This is a genomic window from SAR324 cluster bacterium (genome assembly GCA_015232315.1).
In the GTDB taxonomy this organism is placed as follows: Bacteria; SAR324; SAR324; order SAR324; family NAC60-12; genus JADFZZ01.
The window spans coordinates 1-19,549 of sequence record JADFZZ010000044.1; the positions used below are offsets into that span (position 1 = coordinate 1).

At 48.3% G+C, this 19,549-nt stretch carries 12 protein-coding genes and 1 pseudogene; 12 read left to right on the forward strand and 1 reads right to left on the reverse strand.

Features of this window, described 5'->3' with window-relative positions; translation table 11 throughout:
* The first annotated feature begins 201 nt into the window (after window positions 1-201).
* The 11 genes and pseudogenes from HQM11_19375 (at window position 202) to HQM11_19425 (ending at window position 13,646) form a co-directional block, all read left to right on the forward strand.
* On the forward strand, window positions 202-846 hold the full coding sequence (locus tag HQM11_19375) for a hypothetical protein (protein MBF0353201.1): 645 nt from the start codon (window positions 202-204) through the stop codon (window positions 844-846).
* A gap of 111 nt (window positions 847-957) precedes the next feature.
* Entirely contained in the window at window positions 958-3,654 is a 2,697-nt protein-coding gene (locus tag HQM11_19380) for a type I restriction-modification system subunit M (protein MBF0353202.1), read from the forward strand.
* Window positions 3,651-4,886 carry a restriction endonuclease subunit S gene (locus HQM11_19385; protein MBF0353203.1) on the forward strand — a complete coding sequence of 412 codons (1,236 nt, stop codon included), beginning with the start codon at window positions 3,651-3,653 and terminating at the stop codon, window positions 4,884-4,886. The genes HQM11_19380 and HQM11_19385 overlap by 4 nt, the downstream gene beginning before the upstream one ends.
* Complete coding sequence (locus HQM11_19390) at window positions 4,883-5,944, forward strand: virulence RhuM family protein (protein ID MBF0353204.1); 1,062 nt, start codon at window positions 4,883-4,885, stop codon at window positions 5,942-5,944. Before HQM11_19385 ends, HQM11_19390 begins: the two co-directional genes overlap by 4 nt.
* Complete coding sequence (locus HQM11_19395) at window positions 5,941-9,123, forward strand: type I restriction endonuclease subunit R (protein MBF0353205.1); 3,183 nt, start codon at window positions 5,941-5,943, stop codon at window positions 9,121-9,123. Before HQM11_19390 ends, HQM11_19395 begins: the two co-directional genes overlap by 4 nt.
* Window positions 9,124-9,125: 2 nt before the next feature.
* Window positions 9,126-9,806 carry a M48 family metallopeptidase gene (locus HQM11_19400; protein MBF0353206.1) on the forward strand — a complete coding sequence of 227 codons (681 nt, stop codon included), beginning with the start codon at window positions 9,126-9,128 and terminating at the stop codon, window positions 9,804-9,806.
* A 497-nt stretch (window positions 9,807-10,303) separates the two neighbouring features.
* The gene (locus HQM11_19405) at window positions 10,304-10,543 is read left to right on the forward strand and encodes a hypothetical protein (protein MBF0353207.1); all 240 of its coding nucleotides are present in this window, start codon (window positions 10,304-10,306) and stop codon (window positions 10,541-10,543) included.
* Between the two features lie 51 nt (window positions 10,544-10,594).
* Window positions 10,595-11,629, forward strand: a complete 1,035-nt coding sequence (locus tag HQM11_19410) for a DEAD/DEAH box helicase (protein ID MBF0353208.1) — start codon at window positions 10,595-10,597, stop codon at window positions 11,627-11,629.
* A gap of 1,073 nt (window positions 11,630-12,702) precedes the next feature.
* A pseudogene (locus HQM11_19415) lies at window positions 12,703-12,795 on the forward strand (SEC-C domain-containing protein).
* A gap of 244 nt (window positions 12,796-13,039) precedes the next feature.
* Window positions 13,040-13,246, forward strand: a complete 207-nt coding sequence (locus HQM11_19420) for a hypothetical protein (GenBank protein ID MBF0353209.1) — start codon at window positions 13,040-13,042, stop codon at window positions 13,244-13,246.
* Window positions 13,236-13,646, forward strand: a complete 411-nt coding sequence (locus HQM11_19425) for a PIN domain-containing protein (protein MBF0353210.1) — start codon at window positions 13,236-13,238, stop codon at window positions 13,644-13,646. The genes HQM11_19420 and HQM11_19425 overlap by 11 nt, the downstream gene beginning before the upstream one ends.
* Here the strand turns inward: HQM11_19425 and HQM11_19430 are convergent.
* Window positions 13,639-14,094 (reverse strand): hypothetical protein, encoded by a 456-nt coding sequence (locus HQM11_19430; GenBank protein ID MBF0353211.1) that lies wholly within the window; start codon window positions 14,092-14,094, stop codon window positions 13,639-13,641. The two genes, HQM11_19425 and HQM11_19430, sit on opposite strands and share 8 nt — an antisense overlap.
* Window positions 14,095-14,780: 686 nt before the next feature.
* Between HQM11_19430 and HQM11_19435 the strand changes: the two genes are divergently transcribed.
* Entirely contained in the window at window positions 14,781-19,544 is a 4,764-nt protein-coding gene (locus tag HQM11_19435) for an AAA family ATPase (protein ID MBF0353212.1), read from the forward strand.
* The last annotated feature ends 5 nt before the right edge of the window (window positions 19,545-19,549 follow it).

A 19,549-nucleotide genomic window follows, 5' to 3' on the forward strand; every position in this document is an offset into this window, starting at 1 on the left:
TTTGATCTGTTAATGATTGATTCAATCGAGAATCAATGCCAGTTAAGAATTACCTGATCTGGCACAAATGATCATCCTGGTTTCGATAAAAAGAAAATATAAAGATAGATGGGAATGTGAAATATAGAGATAGACAGAAACTGTCTATTCCAATATGATCTATTTCTGTCTAATTCACTGTTGGGCATTACATGGAGAAAAATGCAATTTTATAAACCTCCAGACTATCTCCCCCTAGGAGTACAAGATGATCATTATAGAAGAATGGCAGATATTTCATTTCGGCATTTATCTGGGGCTTGGGAAAACTATAAAAATAAAACAAATCATATTTGGATTCGTGATGTGAAAAATGATGATCCTCGGTATGGAAATTATGAATATTTAAATTCATTAACCAAACTGGGAATATATGAGAGTGAAGAATATACTCAAGCAATGGCAGCAACTTTGTTTACTCATGTATGGATCTTGTCAGCAGCTAATTATTATCGTCTATCCTGCAAGTTGAAGTTTCCAAGAAATATGCCTTGGTTAGATAAAAAAGTAATAACCAATGTTGGGTCACCTCAGCAAATTGCTATTGAACTTGGTTTACCCGCTCATGTAATTGAGTATCAAAAAAATCTACATGGGATGCGGAATACTTTAATGCACTTGGTAGAAGGTGATCCTAAAACATCAGCTATTCATACATTAGATTTTAAATCAGCTTATTTTTATGCGAAATCTACATGGGTGGTATTTTGTGCTCTTCTACGACATTATGGAATGAGGCCGGATAGAGGAAGTTGGCGTATACAAACAAAAAGATATTTGTTACCAGAAAACTTTAAATCAATATGACAAAGATCTTTGCCCAACAAGTCAATCGAGACGGATTTCAAGGGGCGCAAAACGCCCCTTGAAACCGCTCATTTCTGCGTTATACAAATAATACCTCTCTAAGGAGTTGCTTTGAACAAAGAGAAAATAACTTTATCCCAGCTTGAATCCTTTCTGCTGAAAGCTGCTGATATTTTGCGTGGGAAGATGGATGCTTCCGAATTCAAGGAATTCATCTTCGGCATGCTTTTCCTGAAGCGACTCTCAGATGAATTTGACGTAAAACGTGATCTTGTCAAAAGAACATACGCACATCTACGGGATGTGAATGAAACCGAATATGAGAAGCTTATTGAAGAAAAGACCTCCTATGGAGAGACCTTTTACGTGCCCAAACGCGCCCGATGGCATGAGACTTGGGTGGATGAGGACGGTAACACCGTCCCCGCCTTGAAAGATTTAAAGCACGACATCGGCAATATGCTCAATAAAGCCATTGCCGCCATTGAGGACGAGAATGATTCCCTTGCCGGAGTGCTCAAGAACAATATCAATTTCAATGAAATCAAGGGAAAAACCAAGATTCCAGATCAGAAATGGAAAGACCTCCTCGACCATTTCAATCAGCCCAACTTTGTCCTGGTAAACGACAACTTTGAGTTCCCTGATCTTCTCGGGGCCGCCTATGAATACCTGATTAAATATTTTGCCGACAGCGCGGGCAAGAAAGGTGGCGAATTCTATACCCCCGCCGAAGTCGTCCGTCTGCTGGTGCAGCTCGTCAAGCCACAGGCAGGCAATACCATTTATGACCCAACGGTCGGCTCAGGCGGTTTTCTGATTCAAGCACATCAATATGTCGAAGAACAGGGTCAGGACCCCAACGACCTGGCTCTTTATGGACAAGACTCCAATGGCACGGTCTGGTCCATCTGCAACATGAACATGATCCTCCATAACATCAGCCGTTTTACCATCGAAAACGGAGATACTCTGGAGGACCCACAAATTCTCGACAATGGCCAGATTCGCAAATTCGACCGGGTGCTGGCCAATCCTCCTTTTTCACAGAATTACAACCGAGCCAGCGTTAAATTTACCCATCGTTTTCGGGAGTGGTGTCCCGAGACCGGGAAAAAAGCCGACCTCATGTTCGTCCAGCACATGCTGGCCAGCCTCAAGGGCAATGGCCATATGGCCACCATCATGCCCCATGGCGTGCTGTTTCGTGGCGGCAAGGAAAAGCTTATCCGGGAACTTTTCATCAACGATGACGTCATCGAGGCCATCATCAGCCTGCCGCAAGGCCTGTTTTACGGCACCGGCATCCCCGCCTGTGTGCTGGTCTGTAATAAGAACAAGCCGGATCATCTGCGCAACAAGGTGTTGTTCATCAACGCAGACCGTGAATTTGCCGAGGGTAAGAACCAAAACAAGCTGCGCCCGGAAGATATCGAGAAAATCGACACCATTTTCACCCTGAAACAGGAACTCCCAAAATACAGCCGTCTGGTCGACACCTCCGAAATCGTCGATAAACACGATTACAACCTGAACATTCGCCGTTATGTCGATAACACCCCGGAACCGGAGCCAGAAGATGTACAAGCCCATCTCATCGGCGGCATTCCGGAAGATGAAGTAACGGCGCGACATGAGGACTTTGCCCGTTTTGGCCTGGCTGCTGAAACCCTCTTTCAAGCGGAACGTCCAAAGTACCTCGCCTTTAAGGAGACCGTTCAGGAAAAGACGGATATCAAAAAACTTATCGAAGCCGATCCGGCCGTTGTCCAGACTCTTACCACTCACGCGCAAGCCCTTGAGGATTGGTGGCAGGTGGCGCAGAACGATTTTGCCCGACTTGAGCGGGCCAATAACGGCAATGGCAACGGAAAAAAAATGCCAGATGTACGCCTTGAGCTGCTGACAACGCTCAAGGACAAGATGATACCCCTTAGCGTACTGGACGAGTTCAAGAGCGCAGGGGTGTTTGTGAACTGGTGGCAACAGATCCGCTACGACTTGAAAACCATCGTTTCCATCGGCTGGCATCACACCCTGATTCCCGATGAATATCTGATTGCGGAATTCTTTCAGGCCGAGGCCGACGCGATTGATTCCCTGGAAACCAAAATCAGCGAACTACAAAGCGAATTGGCCGAGGCTGTCGAAACCGCCCAGGAGACGGCTGCCTACGAGCCGGACGAAGACGAGAAGGTCACTGCCGCAGTCATCAAAAAGGCATTGAAGGAACTCATCGATGATTTGAAAGATAGCGAAGGCGAATCCGCAAAAAAAGAATTGGATGAGCTGAAAAAACAGGATGCCACAATTAAGGAGATCGAGAAAGAGATCACAGCCGCCAAGACTAACCTGAAAGAGAAAACAACCGAACTGGAACTGAAGCTCGAATTGAAACGTCTGGGCGCTGAAGGGTTCAAGGATGAAAACCGGGAACTGATCCGCCAGGTTGATAAACAAATGGCCGAACTGGATGCAGGCGATAAGACGGACAATAAAAAAATCACCGCCCTGCAAAAAGACAAGGTAGCTTTGCAGGCACGCATTGCCCGAACCGATGCTCTGCTGGCGGAAATTGGAGGCCAACTGACTGTCGAAGAAGCTAAACGGCTCATTCTGAAAAAACTGTACGACATTGCCAGCCGAGAGCTGGATCGCTATCTCAACACCGAAAAACGGGCGTTGATTCAGGGGGTGGAAAACCTTTGGAATAAATACGCAATTAGCAGCCGGAAGCTTGAACAACGGAGGGAAGAGACGCTTGCAGAGTTGAATGGGTTTCTGAAAGGACTGGGGTACTTGAGATGAAAACGCAAGCGAGCGAATGGACAACCTCACCCCTTGGTCAAGTTGCTAATCTGGTGATGGGGCAATCGCCAGAATCCAAGTTTTATTCTGAGGAAGAAGCTGGACTGGCTTTTTTACAAGGGTGTGCGGAGTTTCAGGCAAGATTTCCGAAACATGCAGTCTACTGTCGTCAAATCAAAAAAATAGCTCCAGAAAATTCAATCCTCTTCAGTGTGCGAGCACCGGTTGGTCGAATAAATATCGCTGACCAGGCCTATATTATTGGTCGAGGACTTGCGGCAATTACTGGTATAGACGTCGAACAAGACTACCTTGAACAATATCTTCATTTTGAAGAGTCGAACTTTCGAAACGTCTCACAAGGTTCGACTTTCGAGGCCATCAATTCCAGTGAATTAAGTACATGGCCGATAAAGCATCCGACTGACAAACCAGAACAATCCAAAATCGCCGAAGTTCTTTCCAAGGTCGATCAGGCCATTGAGCAGACGGAAAGCTTGATTGCCAAGCAGCAGCGCATCAAGACCGGTCTGATGCAGGACCTTCTCACCCGGGGGATCGATGAACACGGCAATCTCCGTTCCGAAGAAACCCATGAGTTCAAGGATTCCCCCCTGGGGCGGATTCCGGTGGAGTGGGAGGTATCAAATTTTCGAAATATTACTGAAGTTAACCAAGGGCTACAGATTGCAATAGAGAAAAGATTTAAAAGTGAAGGACCAAAACGTCACAAGTATATAACAATCCAATACCTCAACAATCCTGAAAAAAATATTGAGTATATTGATACTCCACCAGCTAATTTAATCTGTAAGCAAGATGATGTTTTATTCACACGAACCGGGAATACAGGACAAATAGTTACCGGTATTGAAGGGGTTTACCACAATAATTTTTTTAAAATTGCATTTGATAAAAACAAAATTATCCATGATTTCTTAATAACGTTTCTTTGCTGGGAACCTATACAGGAACAAATTAAAGAGCTTGCAGGGACCACCACTATTCCTGATTTAAATCACGGAGATTTTTACGCTCTTCCATTATTGCTTCCAGATATAGTTGAACAAGAGAGACTTATGGGAGTCCTCTCCAAACAAATAACTTTTGTAAACTCAGAAATTGGTAATCTAAAGAAGCTCCGCTCCCTCAAAACCGCCCTAATGCAAGACCTGCTCACCGGCAAGGTGCGGGTGACGCCCTTAATGGAAAACATGGAGGTCTGCTCATGAAGCATGACGAAAAGGACCTGTCACGGGGCGAGATAATTATTTATCAGACGGATGACGGTCGGATTAAGCTGGATGTGCGGCTTGAGAAGGAGACGCTCTGGATGACCCAAAACGACATGGCTCAGCTTTTCCAATGCTCTGCGGACAACATTTCACTCCACCTGAAAAACATCTATGAGGAAGGTGAACTCGACCCGACGGCAACTGCCGAGGAATTCTCGGTAGTTCGTCAGGAAGGCGCCCGGCAGGTGCGGCGCATGCTGACCTTTTACAATCTGGATGTGGTGATTTCCGTGGGCTATCGGGTGAAGAGCCTGATTGCCACCCGGTTCCGCATCTGGGCGACGGAGCGGTTAAGAGAGTACATCGTCAAAGGCTTCACCATGGACGACGACCGGCTCAAACAAAGTGGAGGTGGCGGCTATTTTGATGAACTGCTGGCGCGTATCCGGGATATCCGCTCATCGGAAAAGGTCTTTTGGCGCAAGATACTGGACATCTATGCCACCAGCATCGATTACGACCCGAAAACCGATGTTTCCCGCAATTTTTTCAAAGTGATCCAGAACAAGATGCATTGGGCGGCACACGGGCAAACCGCCGCCGAGGTGATCTTCAACCGGGCGGATGCTACTGAACCCCATATGGGCATGACCAACTGGGTTGGTTCATCTATCCGCAAAAGCGAGGCGGAGATTGCCAAGAACTACCTGAACGCCGAAGAGCTGGATCTGCTGAACCGTATCGTTACGCTTTATCTCGATTTTGCCGAGTTGCAGGCGGTCCAGCACAAGGCCATGACGATGAGCGACTGGATCGGAAAACTGGACGACTTCCTGAAATTATCCGGTCGAGATGTCCTTACCCATGCCGGTAAAATCAGCCATGATGCGGCGTTGCAGAAAGCGCACGCAGAGTATGAAAAGTTTCACCTGATGCAGTTGGATGCGCCAACAGAAGTAGAAAAACACTTTATTGAAGCGGAGAAAGAGCTTAAACAAATTGAATCAGCCCGGAAATCGACTTCAGCCAAAGAGAAAAAGAGAGGGAGAAAATGAATAAAACAACCTTGTCTGCGATTAAGCTCGATGAGCGCAACCATGTGGAAAAGCCGCTGCTCGATCAGCTATCCGGCCTTGGTTGGGAAATTATCGACCTGACGGATGAGAAGCAGACTCCGGCCCATACCTTCCGCGACAATTTCACCGAAGTGGTCATGCCGAAGGTCCTGCGGGAGCAGGTCAAGGTGATCAACCCCTGGCTGGAGGATGACCAGGTTGAAGAGGTCGCCAAGCAGTTGACGGCAAGTTTTCCAGGAACGGGGCTTATCGAGAACAATCAATACGCACTCCATTTGCTACTGGAAAACACCAGTGTCAGTGAAAACCGAAAAACAGGTGAGCAAAGCCCGACGGTGCGGTTTATCGACTTCAAGAACAAGGACAACAACCGGTTTATCGTGGTTTGTCAGTTTAAGGTCCGCATTCTCGGCACAGAGCATCATATCATCCCGGACATCGTTCTGTTTGTGAACGGCTTGCCGGTGGTGCTGATCGAGTGCAAATCCCCCAAGGTCAAAGACGCCATACCCGAAGCCATCGACCAGATGTTGCGTTACAGCGAGCAGCGCGGGGCCAAAGGTGAAGGCAGTGCGCCGCTTTTCTATTTCAATCAGATCGTCATTGCCACTTGCCGCCAGGAAGCCAAGTTCGGGACGATCACCACCCACAGCGAAAAACATTTTTACCGTTGGTCCGATCCCTACCCACGCACATTGAATGACCTCGACCACGGCTCGGGCAGTCCCAACGATCAGCAGCGCCTGGTGGCGGGCATGATGGACAAGGGCAATCTTCTCGACCTGATTCGCACCTTCACCCTGTTCTCCACCAATGACAAGGGGCAGACGATCAAGATTGTCGGCCGTTACCAGCAGTTCAGGGCGGTGAAACTGGCAGTTCAGCGCCTGCTCCAGGGGAAAAGCCCACGCGAACGCAGCGGCATTATCTGGCACACCCAGGGGTCGGGTAAGTCGCTCACCATGATGTTCATGGTGCGTGAGATGTATCGGCATGCGGCATTGTCCAACTGGAAGGTCGTGTTTGTGACTGACCGGACCCAACTGGAAGGCCAGCTCAATGAAACCAGTCGCAGTATAGGCTTTACGGTCAAGGTGGCGAACAGCATCAAAAAACTCAAGGAGCTGCTCAGCGCCGACACCTCGGATCTGGTGATGGCCATGATCCATAAGTTCCGCGAGGCGGACCTGACCGAAACCTTCCCGCAACTCAACGACAGCCCCAATATCCTGGTCATGACGGACGAGGCCCACCGTTCACAGTACAAGATGCTGGGCGCGAACCTGGACAAAGGCATCCCGAACGCCGCGAAAATCGGCTACACCGGCACTCCCATCGACAAGACTGAACGGGTCTTTGGCGACTACATCGATAAATACACTATGCGCCAGGCCATCGACGACGGGGTGACTCTGGAGATCGTTTACGAAGGCCGCACCCATAATGCGGAAGTACCCGATCAGGCAGGCATGGATCAGGCGTTTGCGGATATGTTCAGCGACTATAACCTGCAAGAGAGGCTGCAAATTCTCGGCTATGGTTCGCGAGACGCCTATCTTGAGGCTGAATCGACCATAGAAGCCAAGGCGAAGGACATGGTGGACCACTACCTTACCCATGTGTTCCCCAATGGCTACAAAGCTCAGGTTGTGGCGACTTCAAGGGAAGCGGCGGTTCGGTACAAGAAATATATAGATGCCGCTTTAAAGGCGAAGATAGAGGATCTGCAAAAGGCTAACCCGGGCGGTCTGGACATTGAACAGCTTAAGAGGATGCAATCGGATGTCATCATTTCCGGTGGACATAACGATCTACCGCATTTGAAAGAGTATTCCGATAGTTCGAAACATGAGCGCAGTATCAAAAGCTTCAAACTGAGCTTTGGCGGCAAAGACGAAGGCGTTACCGGTGACATGGGCATCCTCATCGTCAACAACATGCTCATTACCGGCTTTGACGCGCCCGTTGAGCAGGTCATGTACCTGGACAAGGTTATTACCGATCACAATCTTCTTCAGGCCATCGCCCGGGTTAACCGTGTTGGCGGTGACACAAAAGACAAGGGCTTTGTCGTTGACTATGTCGGTGTAGGTCATCACCTGAAGAAAGCCATCGATGCCTATGACGAGCGGGAACAAAAAGAAATCATCGATACGCTGAGCTTCCCGGAAGAAGAGCTCCGCGACCTCCAAAACAGCCATGCCGAAATTATGGGCCTGCTTCAAAAACATGGTCTGACGGACCTCACGGACCATGATGCGTTCTTTGATGTTTTTTATGACGAAGATTTGCGTTTTGATTATATGCAGGCCTTCAAGAACTTCACGAAATGCATGAATCTGGTTTTTCCCGCTCGGCAGGCGTTGGATTTTATGAGCGACTACAATGCTCTTGCGGAAATCAATGTTCTGGCCGGAAAGCATTTCCGTGACGAACGCTTAAGCATGAAAGGCATACCTCCAAAGCTTCGTGCGATTACTGACCAGTATCTGGAATCGAAGAATATCGATCAGAGAATTGAGCCGATTTCTATTCTTGATGAAGACTTTGAAAAAAACGTCGGCAAGCGTAACCGCAGCAAGACCAAGGCGGCGGAAGTGGAACACGCTATTCGCCATCACCTGGATGTTGAACTGGATGACGATCCGGATTTACAGGCCTCCTTCGCCAAGGCACTGGCGCAGATATTCCAGGATTTTCGAGATAATTGGAAAAAAATTTATGAAGAGCTGGAAAAATTGCGAGAGCGCATCAAGAGCGCCAGCAAGGAGCCGACCTATGGCCTCCACCGTAAGAAACAGATGCCGTTTTTCCGCAGTTTCAAACGAGAAATCTTTGGTTTGGCTGAAAATAATCCAGTGCAGTCAGGAATGGTTGCCGAGCCAAGCGCATCTTATGGTTTCAGTGAAGAGGAACAAATCTCCGTTCTCGTCGATCTCACCCAGCAGGTTTTCCTGGTTGTTGAAAGGGAACTGAAGCTTGCCGGTTTCTGGGAGAGCATTCCTGCTCGCAACAAGCTCAAGGCCGATATCCAAGCGACACTTTTACAGCCTGCCTATACAAAGCTGCCGAACTTGCTTCAAAATCGCGCTCAGATCATCAGCCGGGTGATGGAAATAGCAGAAAAAAATAATGATGTGATTCTTTACGCGGAGTAAGCATGGAGCTGGTCTATACCATCAAGCGGTCGCCTCACCGTAAAAAGCTGACGATTACCGTCGAACGGGATCGCAGTGTGGTTGTCCATGCGCCGGAATCCACTTCCGAGGAGAAGATTCAGGCTATCATCGAATCAAGACGGAAATGGATTTATGAAAAGACCAAACATGCGCAAAAATACGCATTACCTCATCCTCCAGGCAAAGAGCTGGTCAACGGCGAATCCGCACTCTACCTGGGCCGTCAATATCAGATCGAAGTAGTCCAAAACAGATCGGAAGAGATTCGTTTCGAACAACGTTTCCTGATCCCTGCGAGGCTTTCTGCTGAGCGCAAGCAGGTCCTGCGAAATTGGTACATGGACAAGGCCAGGGAAAAAATCCTGCCCCGGACCAAAAAGTTTGCCAATGATCTCGGAGTGGCATTCACCAATGCCAAGATCGTTGATAATCGCTATCGCTGGGGTTCCTGTACGATCAATGACAACATTACTATCAACTGGCGACTCATTAAGGCACCGATGTATGTCGTGGATTACGTGATCATCCACGAACTAACTCACCTATTGGAAGCGAACCACACACCTCGGTTTTGGAATATCGTTCGAGCGCAGTCCTCGAAAATGGACAAGGCAAAGCAATGGCTACTCGAAAATGGCCAGATCCTTGAGGAGGATATTTGAAAGATGAAAATTTGTATAACAACCGCATGAACTCGGACTGGCAATTCCGCTTCGCTCCATTACCATCCGGTTATGCGGATCGTTGGGCCTACTAGGTGAATACCTTGGACAAGACTTTAGTTCAGCGAGCTAAGCAGGATATCGTTCGCTGGTTTGATCGCGTTCACCACGGCGATGCAAATGACGAAACAAAGGCCGTTCGACGGCGCCTCCTTAGCGGCCTAGAGCGTGTGTTTGACCAGCTTAAGGAGCGAGACTCCTGGCGAGAAGTCATCACTCGCGAGTATTCGGTGCGGGGAATTGATGAAGGTATAGTCGAGGGACCCTTGGGTTCGGCACTGATCTGCTGTGGGCGTATGCGGGCGACTTCCATTGTCCCAGGATGGGCCTACGGATGGAACCGAGTTCTGAAGGATGAGTACGTCTACGATACCCTCACGTGGCTACTGCATTTTGCCAGGCAGTATATCCATCGGGCTTGGCTTTCTCAGGTTGTGATGGCGCTCTATGAATCAACCGGGAAGGTTGTACATCCGTTTGATGAGTCGCAGATAACATCGCAACGTTACAGCGACTTCAATCCCTACCCGGGCGATGAACAAGCGCTCAGTGTGGCATGGGCTGGCATGAGTCAGGACGTAGAGGGCGGCGGGTCTTCCGCTCTCTCGTCGAGTGTTTGGTTTCAGGCAAACACACCACCCTATCACAGCAAATACAATCCCATTGAACGCTGTTAGTTCGCTTAACGTTCTATTGGTGTCTTGAATCAATATTGCCTGTCATAACCCATGAATGACTCTCCCCTGTTGAAACTCCCCAACACGTACCGTGCTTTTTTTGGCGCGTTTCCGTCCTTGACCTCTGTTCAGCAGAAGGCGATTGATCCGGTGCTGGCAGGACGCGATGTGATTCTTCAGGCATCGACCGGCAGTGGCAAAACTGAAGCGGCGCTGGCGCCTGTGCTGGAACGGTTGCTCCAGTCAGCTACGCCTTACACCGTCATTTATGTGATTCCCACCCGTGCCCTGGCGATGGACCTGGAGCGCCGTCTGGGCAATCTGCTCAAAGACCGGCTGAAGCTGAAACTTGGCCTCCGCACCGGTGATGTCAAACGTGGTGGTGACAACATCCATGTACTGCTGACCACGCCTGAATCGCTGGATGTGATGATCGGCAGTCCACGCAAGGAAAATCAGGAGTTTTTGCGCCGGGTACAAACCCTCATTCTGGATGATGTGCATCCCCTGTTGCATGTTTGCCGTGGGGAGCAACTGCGCTATCTGATACGCCGACTTGAACGCAAACTGCCGCACCCCCTGCAGAAAATAGCACTGTCTGCCACCATCGAAGATGTCCGGGATGTCATGGAGTTCTGGTATTTCCGTCAGGACACGGTCTGTATTTCCAGTTCTGTTCAGCGTGAATTACTGCCGCACCTGATCTATCTCAAGGAAGAAGAGGAACTGGTTTTTCTGGTAAACGATCTGTACGAACGCTGGAATTATCGAAAAATCCTGATCTTCGCCAACAACCGTGGACGCTGTGACCGGTTGTTGGGATTGCTCAACCGGCAAGGCCGTTTCAAGGACGTCACGGAATTGCATTATTCGAACCTGAACAGCGCAGAACGTCACAAGGTGGAACAGCGATTCCGGGAGCGGGATCATGCGTTGTGTGTGGCCACCAGCACACTGGAACTGGGCATCGATATCGGTGACGTGGATGGCGTGTTGTTGTTTGAGCCGCCAGATTCAGTTTCGGCTTTTTTGCAGAGGGTGGGACGGGCCAACCGCCGGGAACAACAGATCCATAACCGTGGATGACCGTGAATTGTATGGTTTTGTATTTTTTCAAATACTGTTCTACGCGAATGACATACCATCTTGTTTTTTTTGCAGGGAGTGTTTGTTGATTCAGAATGGATAACTACTGCTCCCATAATTTAGCATCTCTATTCATTTTTATCCTTGAACTACAGTTTTTGATCTGTTAATGATTGATTCAATCGAGAATCAATGCCAGTTAAGAATTACCTGATCTGGCACAAATGATCATCCTGGTTTCGATAAAAAGAAAATATAAAGATAGATGGGAATGTGAAATATAGCGATAGACAGAAACTGTTTATTCCAATATGATCTATTTCTGTCTAATTCACTGTTGGCTTAATATTATTCAGATATAGAGCAAAATCATTATGATAAACCTCAATTATTCATCACCAGTAAACAAATTACTCACATACGGGGATGCCAGTCATTATAGAAAAGAATGGCCTGATTATGTAGCATTAGGATTGAATGAAACACACATTGATGAATTAATCCGAATGATGAATGATGAAGATTTAATAGGAGCTTCGGCAAAGAGTTTAGAGGTATGGGGGCCTATTCACGCATGGCGTACTTTGGCACAACTTCAATCACCAATGGCATTAGAATCATTACTGAATCAGTTACAACGGATAGATGATGATGACGATGATTGGATTAATGAAGAGTTTCCTTATGTCTTCACAATGTTAGGGCCTTGTGCCATCAGTCCATTAGTTTCTTATTTGAAAGATCCCCAAAACAGGTTATTTGCCAGAGTATGTGCCGCACGAAGTCTGGAATGTATTGGTAATAAATATAGTGAAAGTAGAAAATCCTGTGTCAATGGCATCACGGGATTGCTAGGCAACTTCGACAAGAATGACCCAATTCTAAACGCTTTTTTGATCTGTTCTTTAGCAGATCTAAACGCAGTAGAATCTCTTGAGGTGATTCAGCACGCATATCAACATAACGCAGTGGATATTAGTATTTTAGGAGATCTGGAGGACGCTGAAATAAAATTGGGAATTAGAGAAAAAAGAGAAACCCCTCCTCCCAAATATCATTCATTTACATTTGATCCACCTCCTCCCAAAGCCAATAATGTTAGTAGGAATGATCCATGTCCATGTGGAAGTGGAAAGAAATATAAAAAATGTTGTATGAACAAATGAATATCATTTAACAAAGGCCAACAAGTCGGCGCAGTGGATTGCCGGGGTGCTGTTTTGCCAAAGATTTCAGTAGATTTTTCAGTTTTTATCTTATTCAAAGTAAATGATCCCCGTCAACCACTGACCTCAGCGTTGGACTCACATGAACCACATTAAACCCGGAAATTGAGTCAGGGATTGGTTTTTACCTCAATCATAGTATGCTGGGAACAAGAGGCTGATTACTACACTTATCAGGAGGTATATGGAAACCATAGAATTTGAAACTATTGCTCAGAATGGCACTATCGCCATTCCTGAACAATATCGGGATCTTTTTCCTGAAACCATTCGATTGCTAGTGCATATTGAACCTCTGGTGAAGAATCAGAATATGAGCATCCCGTTTAAGGCAATCAGGATTTCCACCAGAAAATTCAAATTCAATCGGGAAGAAGCTAATGAACGGTAAGGCCTTTTTTGATACGAATATTATTCTGTATTTATATTCAGAAGATGAACCAGAGAAACAGAGAGCCAGCATAAAAATTGCCACTACCTATCTCTTTCCCACCATTAGCACCCAAGTCATTAATGAACTTACCAACATTCTCTTTCGTAAAATGCAGGTAAAATGGGATATCATTGAAGAGGTGATTACCGAGGTTGAACAAGCATTTACCATTGAAGTTGTGACTATTTCAGTGATCAGGATGGCCTGTAACATCGCTAAACGTTATCAGTATTCCTATTACGATAGTGTCATTATTGCCTCAGCCCTTTCATGTGGTTGTACACTCCTGATAAGTGAAGATATGCAGCATGGGCAAATTATAGAAAATCAGTTGCGGATTATGAATCCGTTCATATAGTCTCATAAAGAATATCAGCAAAAACTGGTCCAATCGGGTAGAGGGAAGCTTTTCTCTTCCCCCTCCCACACCACCCTGCATGCGGGTCTCGCACAGGGCGGTTCATCGAAGTGGAGCAAGCAATATCCAGAGGTTTTTTGAGAGAAACAAGACCTTGATGGGCTAACCAGAGATTGGTCATGCCCGATTGGGTCGCCAACGTTTTGGATAAACGCCAGTACCCCTTGGAACTACGTCCTGTCGAAACCGCATGTTTGCGGTTTGTTCCCAGTTTGAGTAGAGTTCGTATTCGAGTTTTGGGACGTTTCCACTGTTTCCAGTAGCACATCCGCACCCGTCTGCGAATCCAGTTATCCAACCCGGGAATGGGACGATAGTAATCGGACAAACCAAAGTAGTTGATCCAGCCTCTGAGGTAGGTGGAGAGTTCCGCAATGACCTGTTCCATCGAGACGCCTCGGGAGCGAGACGTAATTTGGCGTACTCGCTCCCTCTCATTTACCCGATCCCGTTAGCCACAAGGTTTCATGATCTTGTGCTCACTCACCTTGGGGAAGTTGGCCTGACATGAGGTTTCTGTACGTCGGCTCGTCGCTTTGCCCAGGCTTCCTTCAGACATTCCCTCACGAGTTTGCCCTTGCCATCGGCTAGAAGTTTATGGCATACGTCCTGTTAGGAAGAGGTTTGTTTTCTCGGTTTGCCGCCTGGTTTCCCGGCGGTGCCACACTATTTCTTCCATGAGAAATGGTGCCAGTGGCTACTCTTCAGGGGACTTTCACCCCATTAATTCACGCCCATGCCGGGCGTACACAAGGCATTCAACCGGACAGCTAACCGCGGTTTTGGTCATGGATTTTGATATTTTCCCGGTCGGCGTTTTCTCCATGCCCGGTGTCGTTAGCCGCCGGTTAATTCGGTCGTTTCGCGAAAACTCACTCCGTCATATGGTCCGTGAGTTTTCTGCTTCGCTTAACGTTCTATTGGTGTCTTGAATCAATATTGCCTGTCATAACCCATGAATGACTCTCCCCTGTTGAAACTCCCCAACACGTACCGTGCTTTTTTTGGAGCGTTTCCGTCCTTTGCTGGGGCATCTGCCGTGGTGAACGGGCTGGCGCGCAACTGCTCAAATTCATGGGACTCCTGCACCTTGCCCGGCAGGGAACACTGGAAGCCGCCTGGTTCAGGCCTTTACCCAGTGTGTTGATTCAGCAGATTCTTTCCTGTCTGTATGAAAAAAAGCAGATCACCCTGCCTTCGCTCATCAATCTGTTTCCCGAACAAGCTTCGACTTTGGAACAACTGGTTTTCAACATGCAATCCCAAGGCTGGTTCCGCGCCCCCAAAACTAGCAAACTTCAGGGCTTGATGCTGTCCCCTGCCTGGCGTTACCGGGATTTTTTTCTGGAACGAAAAATCTGGAGCAACTTTCCTGAAGCCGAAGAAGAATACAGTCTGGAACTGTCACAGGAAGCACTCGCCGATTTACCATTATCGCTGGTAAAGCAACTCAAACCGGGAGATCGGGTGCAACTGGCCGGAAAATATCTGCAAATCATGGAAATTGACCATGGCGAACACAAACGGGTCCAGGCGCAACCGTCCAAAACCGTGGATGACCGTGAATTGATCTGGCTGGGCACAGGAATGAGAGGCTCGTGGGAAGTGGCTCAGGCCATCCATGAGTTGTTCCAGACTGTGGATATTCCAGAGTTTTCCAAACGGTTCGGACTGTTTGATCGCACCCGGAGTTTGCTACAAACAGAACTGGAGCGTTATCAAAAGGTTGTCACGCTGGCAAACGGGATTCAGGTCAACCGGACCCGTGAAGGATTCTGGCGTTACTGGACGTTTCTGGGAGCACTAGGAAACCTGATTCTTCAGTGGGTTGTGGAACACCATCCGCCGTTTCAGGAGCTGGAAAATTTTTCTGTCACTTCCGATGAATTGGGGGTGACATGCTCGCATGAAGTGGATTTTGGAAAATTGAAACTGCCGCTGGATCGTGACCAGTTACGAATCTGGGTTCAACAGCATGAATCCGGTTTACGCAATCTGTTCGCGCTCAACGAATACTGGCAATTCTTACCCGGTGAATTTCAATTGTCAGAATTGTGTGGCTTTGTCACCGATGACCGCTTGCTGACCGCATACCGTAATTATCACGACATGGGTTCCGACATTGTGAAAGGTGAGGCTTCATGGCTGGAATTCAACAGCAGTTCAACCATATCCCAACCTCCGCAGGAAACGCCTCACTGGCCGGTCGCGGAAAATCTGCTTGAAACGGAACGGGAACGCTGGCGGAAACAGCTTGCTGACTTAGCCGGTCATCAGAGCGCAGTCGCCCAACCCGCAACACCCGATCAATCAGGCGTTCTGACAATCACCGGAACCTTGCTCAGCGAGTACCTGCGACATCAGCAATGTCAACTCTGGCTGGACTGGAATTTCCGGAAAATCGCTGATGCCGATGCGCCATTTTCAGCGGATTCCTTACAAGAGTGGCGGCTGGAACAGGGACAACTCCATGAAGCGAAAACGCTGGGCTGGCTGGAAGAACATCACCCCGGATCATTGCTGGAAATGCCTGACACCGGGGACCAGCGACGTTTATCTCTGCAACAACGATTTACTTTATTCTGGAACGTGTTGAAACAGATGGAAACCGGCGGAGAGGAACCGGTGCCACGATATATCGCTCATCCGGTTTTGCGGTTTGCACAAGAGGAACATCTGGAATGGATCGGCATTCCGGATCTGCTGAGAATTTCTCGAAGCGAAAACCAGTATCTGCTGGAAATCGGTGACATCAAACACAGCCGGCAACCGCATTATGGGCACAAATGGCAAATAGCGTTTTATGCGCACGTCCTGCGAAAATTGCTGATTCATGCCAACTTTCAGCATATTCAGGTGGCCAACACAGGATTTTTGCTCACACGCCCTCCCAAAAATCAGGCAGAACCTGTGGAACATTTGGTGGATCTGATACCCTATTTGGCGACCATGCCTGTTTTGCTGAGAAACATGACGGAGTTGGCGAACCATTCGCCATCCACCGCACAATATTTCATGCAACCCCATTGTGATTCGTGCCCGTTCTTTACGCGATGTTATGCTGAAGCACTCACCAGTCACGAAATCCAGTTCCTTCCGGGAATGAGCCCGGGTGTGGCCGCCATGCTTCAGCAACAACAGATTCAGCGGTTTCATCAATTCAAAACGTTTCTGGAGCAATCAGAGGCGTTGTTCAGCCCTCAAAAACAGCGGTTCAGCAATCCACTGGTCGCCATGACCGAACAGCAAATTCGCTTGAAGCAGTCTGTCACCCGACAGTTTCCGGGCAATCTGGATTTTGCCATCTTTGTTCATCTCAGTCAGCATCCATCGCTGGATCACCCGCTATGTCTGGGTTGGAAAGTCTGGAATGTGTCGCACTCTGCCGAACAGCATTCCCCGGTGTTTGAGCAAAACTGGATTCTCACCAGTCTTGAGGAATGGAATTCCCTCTGGAATACGTTTTCAGCAGACTTTTCGAGACTGTGGCACACCATACTCCAGGCCAACCGGATTCCGCATGTCTTTTATTTCAACGCTTCGGTTTGGCAGGGACTTCAAACCTTCAAGTGTGGCAACGATCTGGATTATCTGTGGCATTCCCTGATTCCGAGCCACACGGATCTGCAAAGTCTGTTGCGTCAGCACTTTGACTGGCCTGTTCCCGGAACCTTATCACTGAGTTCCTTGCAACGGATTCTGGGTTGGCCTTCAACGCTCCAGTCGTTCAATACCGATTCGCATCTGTTTCAGGAAACCCCCATCCCCCGTTTACTGCTGGAATATCTTCTTTCAGGTCAAATTTCCGGGCAGAAACATGAGCCGATGGAAGCGTCTCATCCGTTGAAACAGGCAGAGCAATGGCTGGAAACAATTTTAGTGCTGGAACTGGATTTATGGAAATGGCTCACAACCCGGATTAAAAGCCAATGGTATCCTGCCAGTGAGGAACTTCCGGGAGCGCAAACTGAATCCCTGTCCCGCAATTTCCGGAATTTTGTGGAACGTGAAAAACAGGAACGGGAGGATGCTGTTCTGAATCTGCAACAGCGTCCGTTGCCTGAACGGGTTGAGTTGTTCAGGGCCGCGGGTCCCTTGCACTGGAAAGAAACAACGCTGGATGATGAAGGACGGTTTCTCTATTGTTTTCAGGCACCTGAAAATCAGGTTTCCTCAAAATTCCGGGAAGGCGATTTCCTCAAACTCCCTGCGTTGGGTATCGCTGATTTACAGGAAGGATGGCCCGTGATTCTGATGCGTCATGATCCGGTACGAGGTGAATTCTGGTTGCGCTCCCGGCAGGGGAAACTCATGGTCCATGCACAAGCCCGCTATTCGTTGGATGAAGATATCACCGACTGGAATTCCGCCAAGTTGATTCACGCCATTGAAACTGTCTTTGAAACCCGTTCTCACCGGCCTTTGAAACAATTGCTCGAAGGTCATGTTTCGGGACATCCACCCCGGGAAGTTCTGAATTGGGTAGAACAATGGCTAAAGGAATGGAATGGATTGGCCCGCTTGAATTCCACTCAACAAACCGCGTTGAAACTGCCCTTCACCCGAAACCTGTCCTTGATCGAAGGTCCTCCCGGTACCGGAAAAACCCATTTACTGGGCTGGATTTTGATTGCCCTCATACAGCAGGCGCAAGCTTGCCGACAACCCTTGCGGATCGTTGTCAGCGCCCTCACCCATCAGGCCATTGATCAGGTGCTGGAAAAAGTGGTATCGCTGGTTCAACGGCATGGGTTGCCAAATTTTCCGGCCAAAATTTATAAATGGGGCCGCATGGATTCTGCTGAAGAGGAACCACCAGCATGGCGCGTTCAGCCCTTGAGCGGCAAGGCGGAATTGGAGGCGGAACCCTATGTAATACTGGGCGCGACAGGCTTTGGCCTGTATCAGTTGTTTGGGAGTCAGTCTGGCGAGTTTCCCGGATTTTTTGACTGGGTGGTGTTTGATGAAGCGTCACAAATGTTGTTGCCGCAGGCGTTGCTCGCATTGCTTTATGGCCGGGAGCAATTCTTGTTTGTGGGTGACACACGGCAATTGCCGCCCATTATTCTTGGAAACTATAAAAGCGCGTCTTCCGCCATGTTTCCGGCAAAATCCATTCTGGCGCATCTGCTGGAACGGTATCCGGATCAAGCGCATGTCAGACTGAACCTGACCTACCGCATGAATGACGTGATTTGTGAATTTCCCAGCCGACTCTGGTATGAGGGCGAATTGCGACCAGACGTTGGTAATGCGAGGAGTCGTCTGAGCTTGAAATCGGGTGACTTTGATGAACTGGAAAGGTTGCTGGACCCTGAACATCCCGTCACGCTGGTGTTGATGGATCATCAGAATTGTGTCCAGACTTCGGTTCAAGAAGCAGAACTGGTGTCTAAACTGGCCCGGCGTCTGTTGTCTCGCCACCAGAAACAACCGGAAGATATCGCGATCATTTCTCCGCACCGTGCCCAGAATAATTCCATCCGACAGATGTTACAGAAAATGATGGATCGTTTGCCTGAAAATTTACCTGTCATTGACACGGTGGAACGCATGCAGGGCGCTGAACGGGACATCATTCTCTTTTCGCTCACGGCCTCGGATCCGGATTCGCTGGAAAGTCCGTTTCTCAATGATCCAAATCGACTGAATGTCGTATTGACTCGTGCTCGTCACAAACTGGTGATGATCGGCAGTGTGGCGTTTTTCAGGCATATTCCCTCCACCGAAGACGCCTTGCGGTCGCATGCCTGTTTCAAGCAGTTTCTGGATTATTGCACCGGGCGGAATTCCGTATTTTACCTCAACTCGGAAAACAGCCTTGAGGCAGGATCGTGAACAGG

What these genes read in the sequence shown, in the direction of transcription:
- HQM11_19430 (MBF0353211.1), bottom strand. Translation starts at nt 14,094, where the DNA reads ATGGAACAGGTCATTGCGGAACTCTCCACCTACCTCAGAGGCTGGATC.
- HQM11_19375 (MBF0353201.1), top strand. Translation starts at nt 202, where the DNA reads ATGCAATTTTATAAACCTCCAGACTATCTCCCCCTAGGAGTACAAGAT.
- HQM11_19400 (MBF0353206.1), top strand. Translation starts at nt 9,126, where the DNA reads ATGGAGCTGGTCTATACCATCAAGCGGTCGCCTCACCGTAAAAAGCTG.
- HQM11_19385 (MBF0353203.1), top strand. Translation starts at nt 3,651, where the DNA reads ATGAAAACGCAAGCGAGCGAATGGACAACCTCACCCCTTGGTCAAGTT.
- HQM11_19390 (MBF0353204.1), top strand. Translation starts at nt 4,883, where the DNA reads ATGAAGCATGACGAAAAGGACCTGTCACGGGGCGAGATAATTATTTAT.
- HQM11_19435 (MBF0353212.1), top strand. Translation starts at nt 14,781, where the DNA reads ATGGGACTCCTGCACCTTGCCCGGCAGGGAACACTGGAAGCCGCCTGG.
- HQM11_19420 (MBF0353209.1), top strand. Translation starts at nt 13,040, where the DNA reads ATGGAAACCATAGAATTTGAAACTATTGCTCAGAATGGCACTATCGCC.
- HQM11_19425 (MBF0353210.1), top strand. Translation starts at nt 13,236, where the DNA reads ATGAACGGTAAGGCCTTTTTTGATACGAATATTATTCTGTATTTATAT.
- HQM11_19410 (MBF0353208.1), top strand. Translation starts at nt 10,595, where the DNA reads ATGAATGACTCTCCCCTGTTGAAACTCCCCAACACGTACCGTGCTTTT.
- HQM11_19395 (MBF0353205.1), top strand. Translation starts at nt 5,941, where the DNA reads ATGAATAAAACAACCTTGTCTGCGATTAAGCTCGATGAGCGCAACCAT.
- HQM11_19405 (MBF0353207.1), top strand. Translation starts at nt 10,304, where the DNA reads ATGGCGCTCTATGAATCAACCGGGAAGGTTGTACATCCGTTTGATGAG.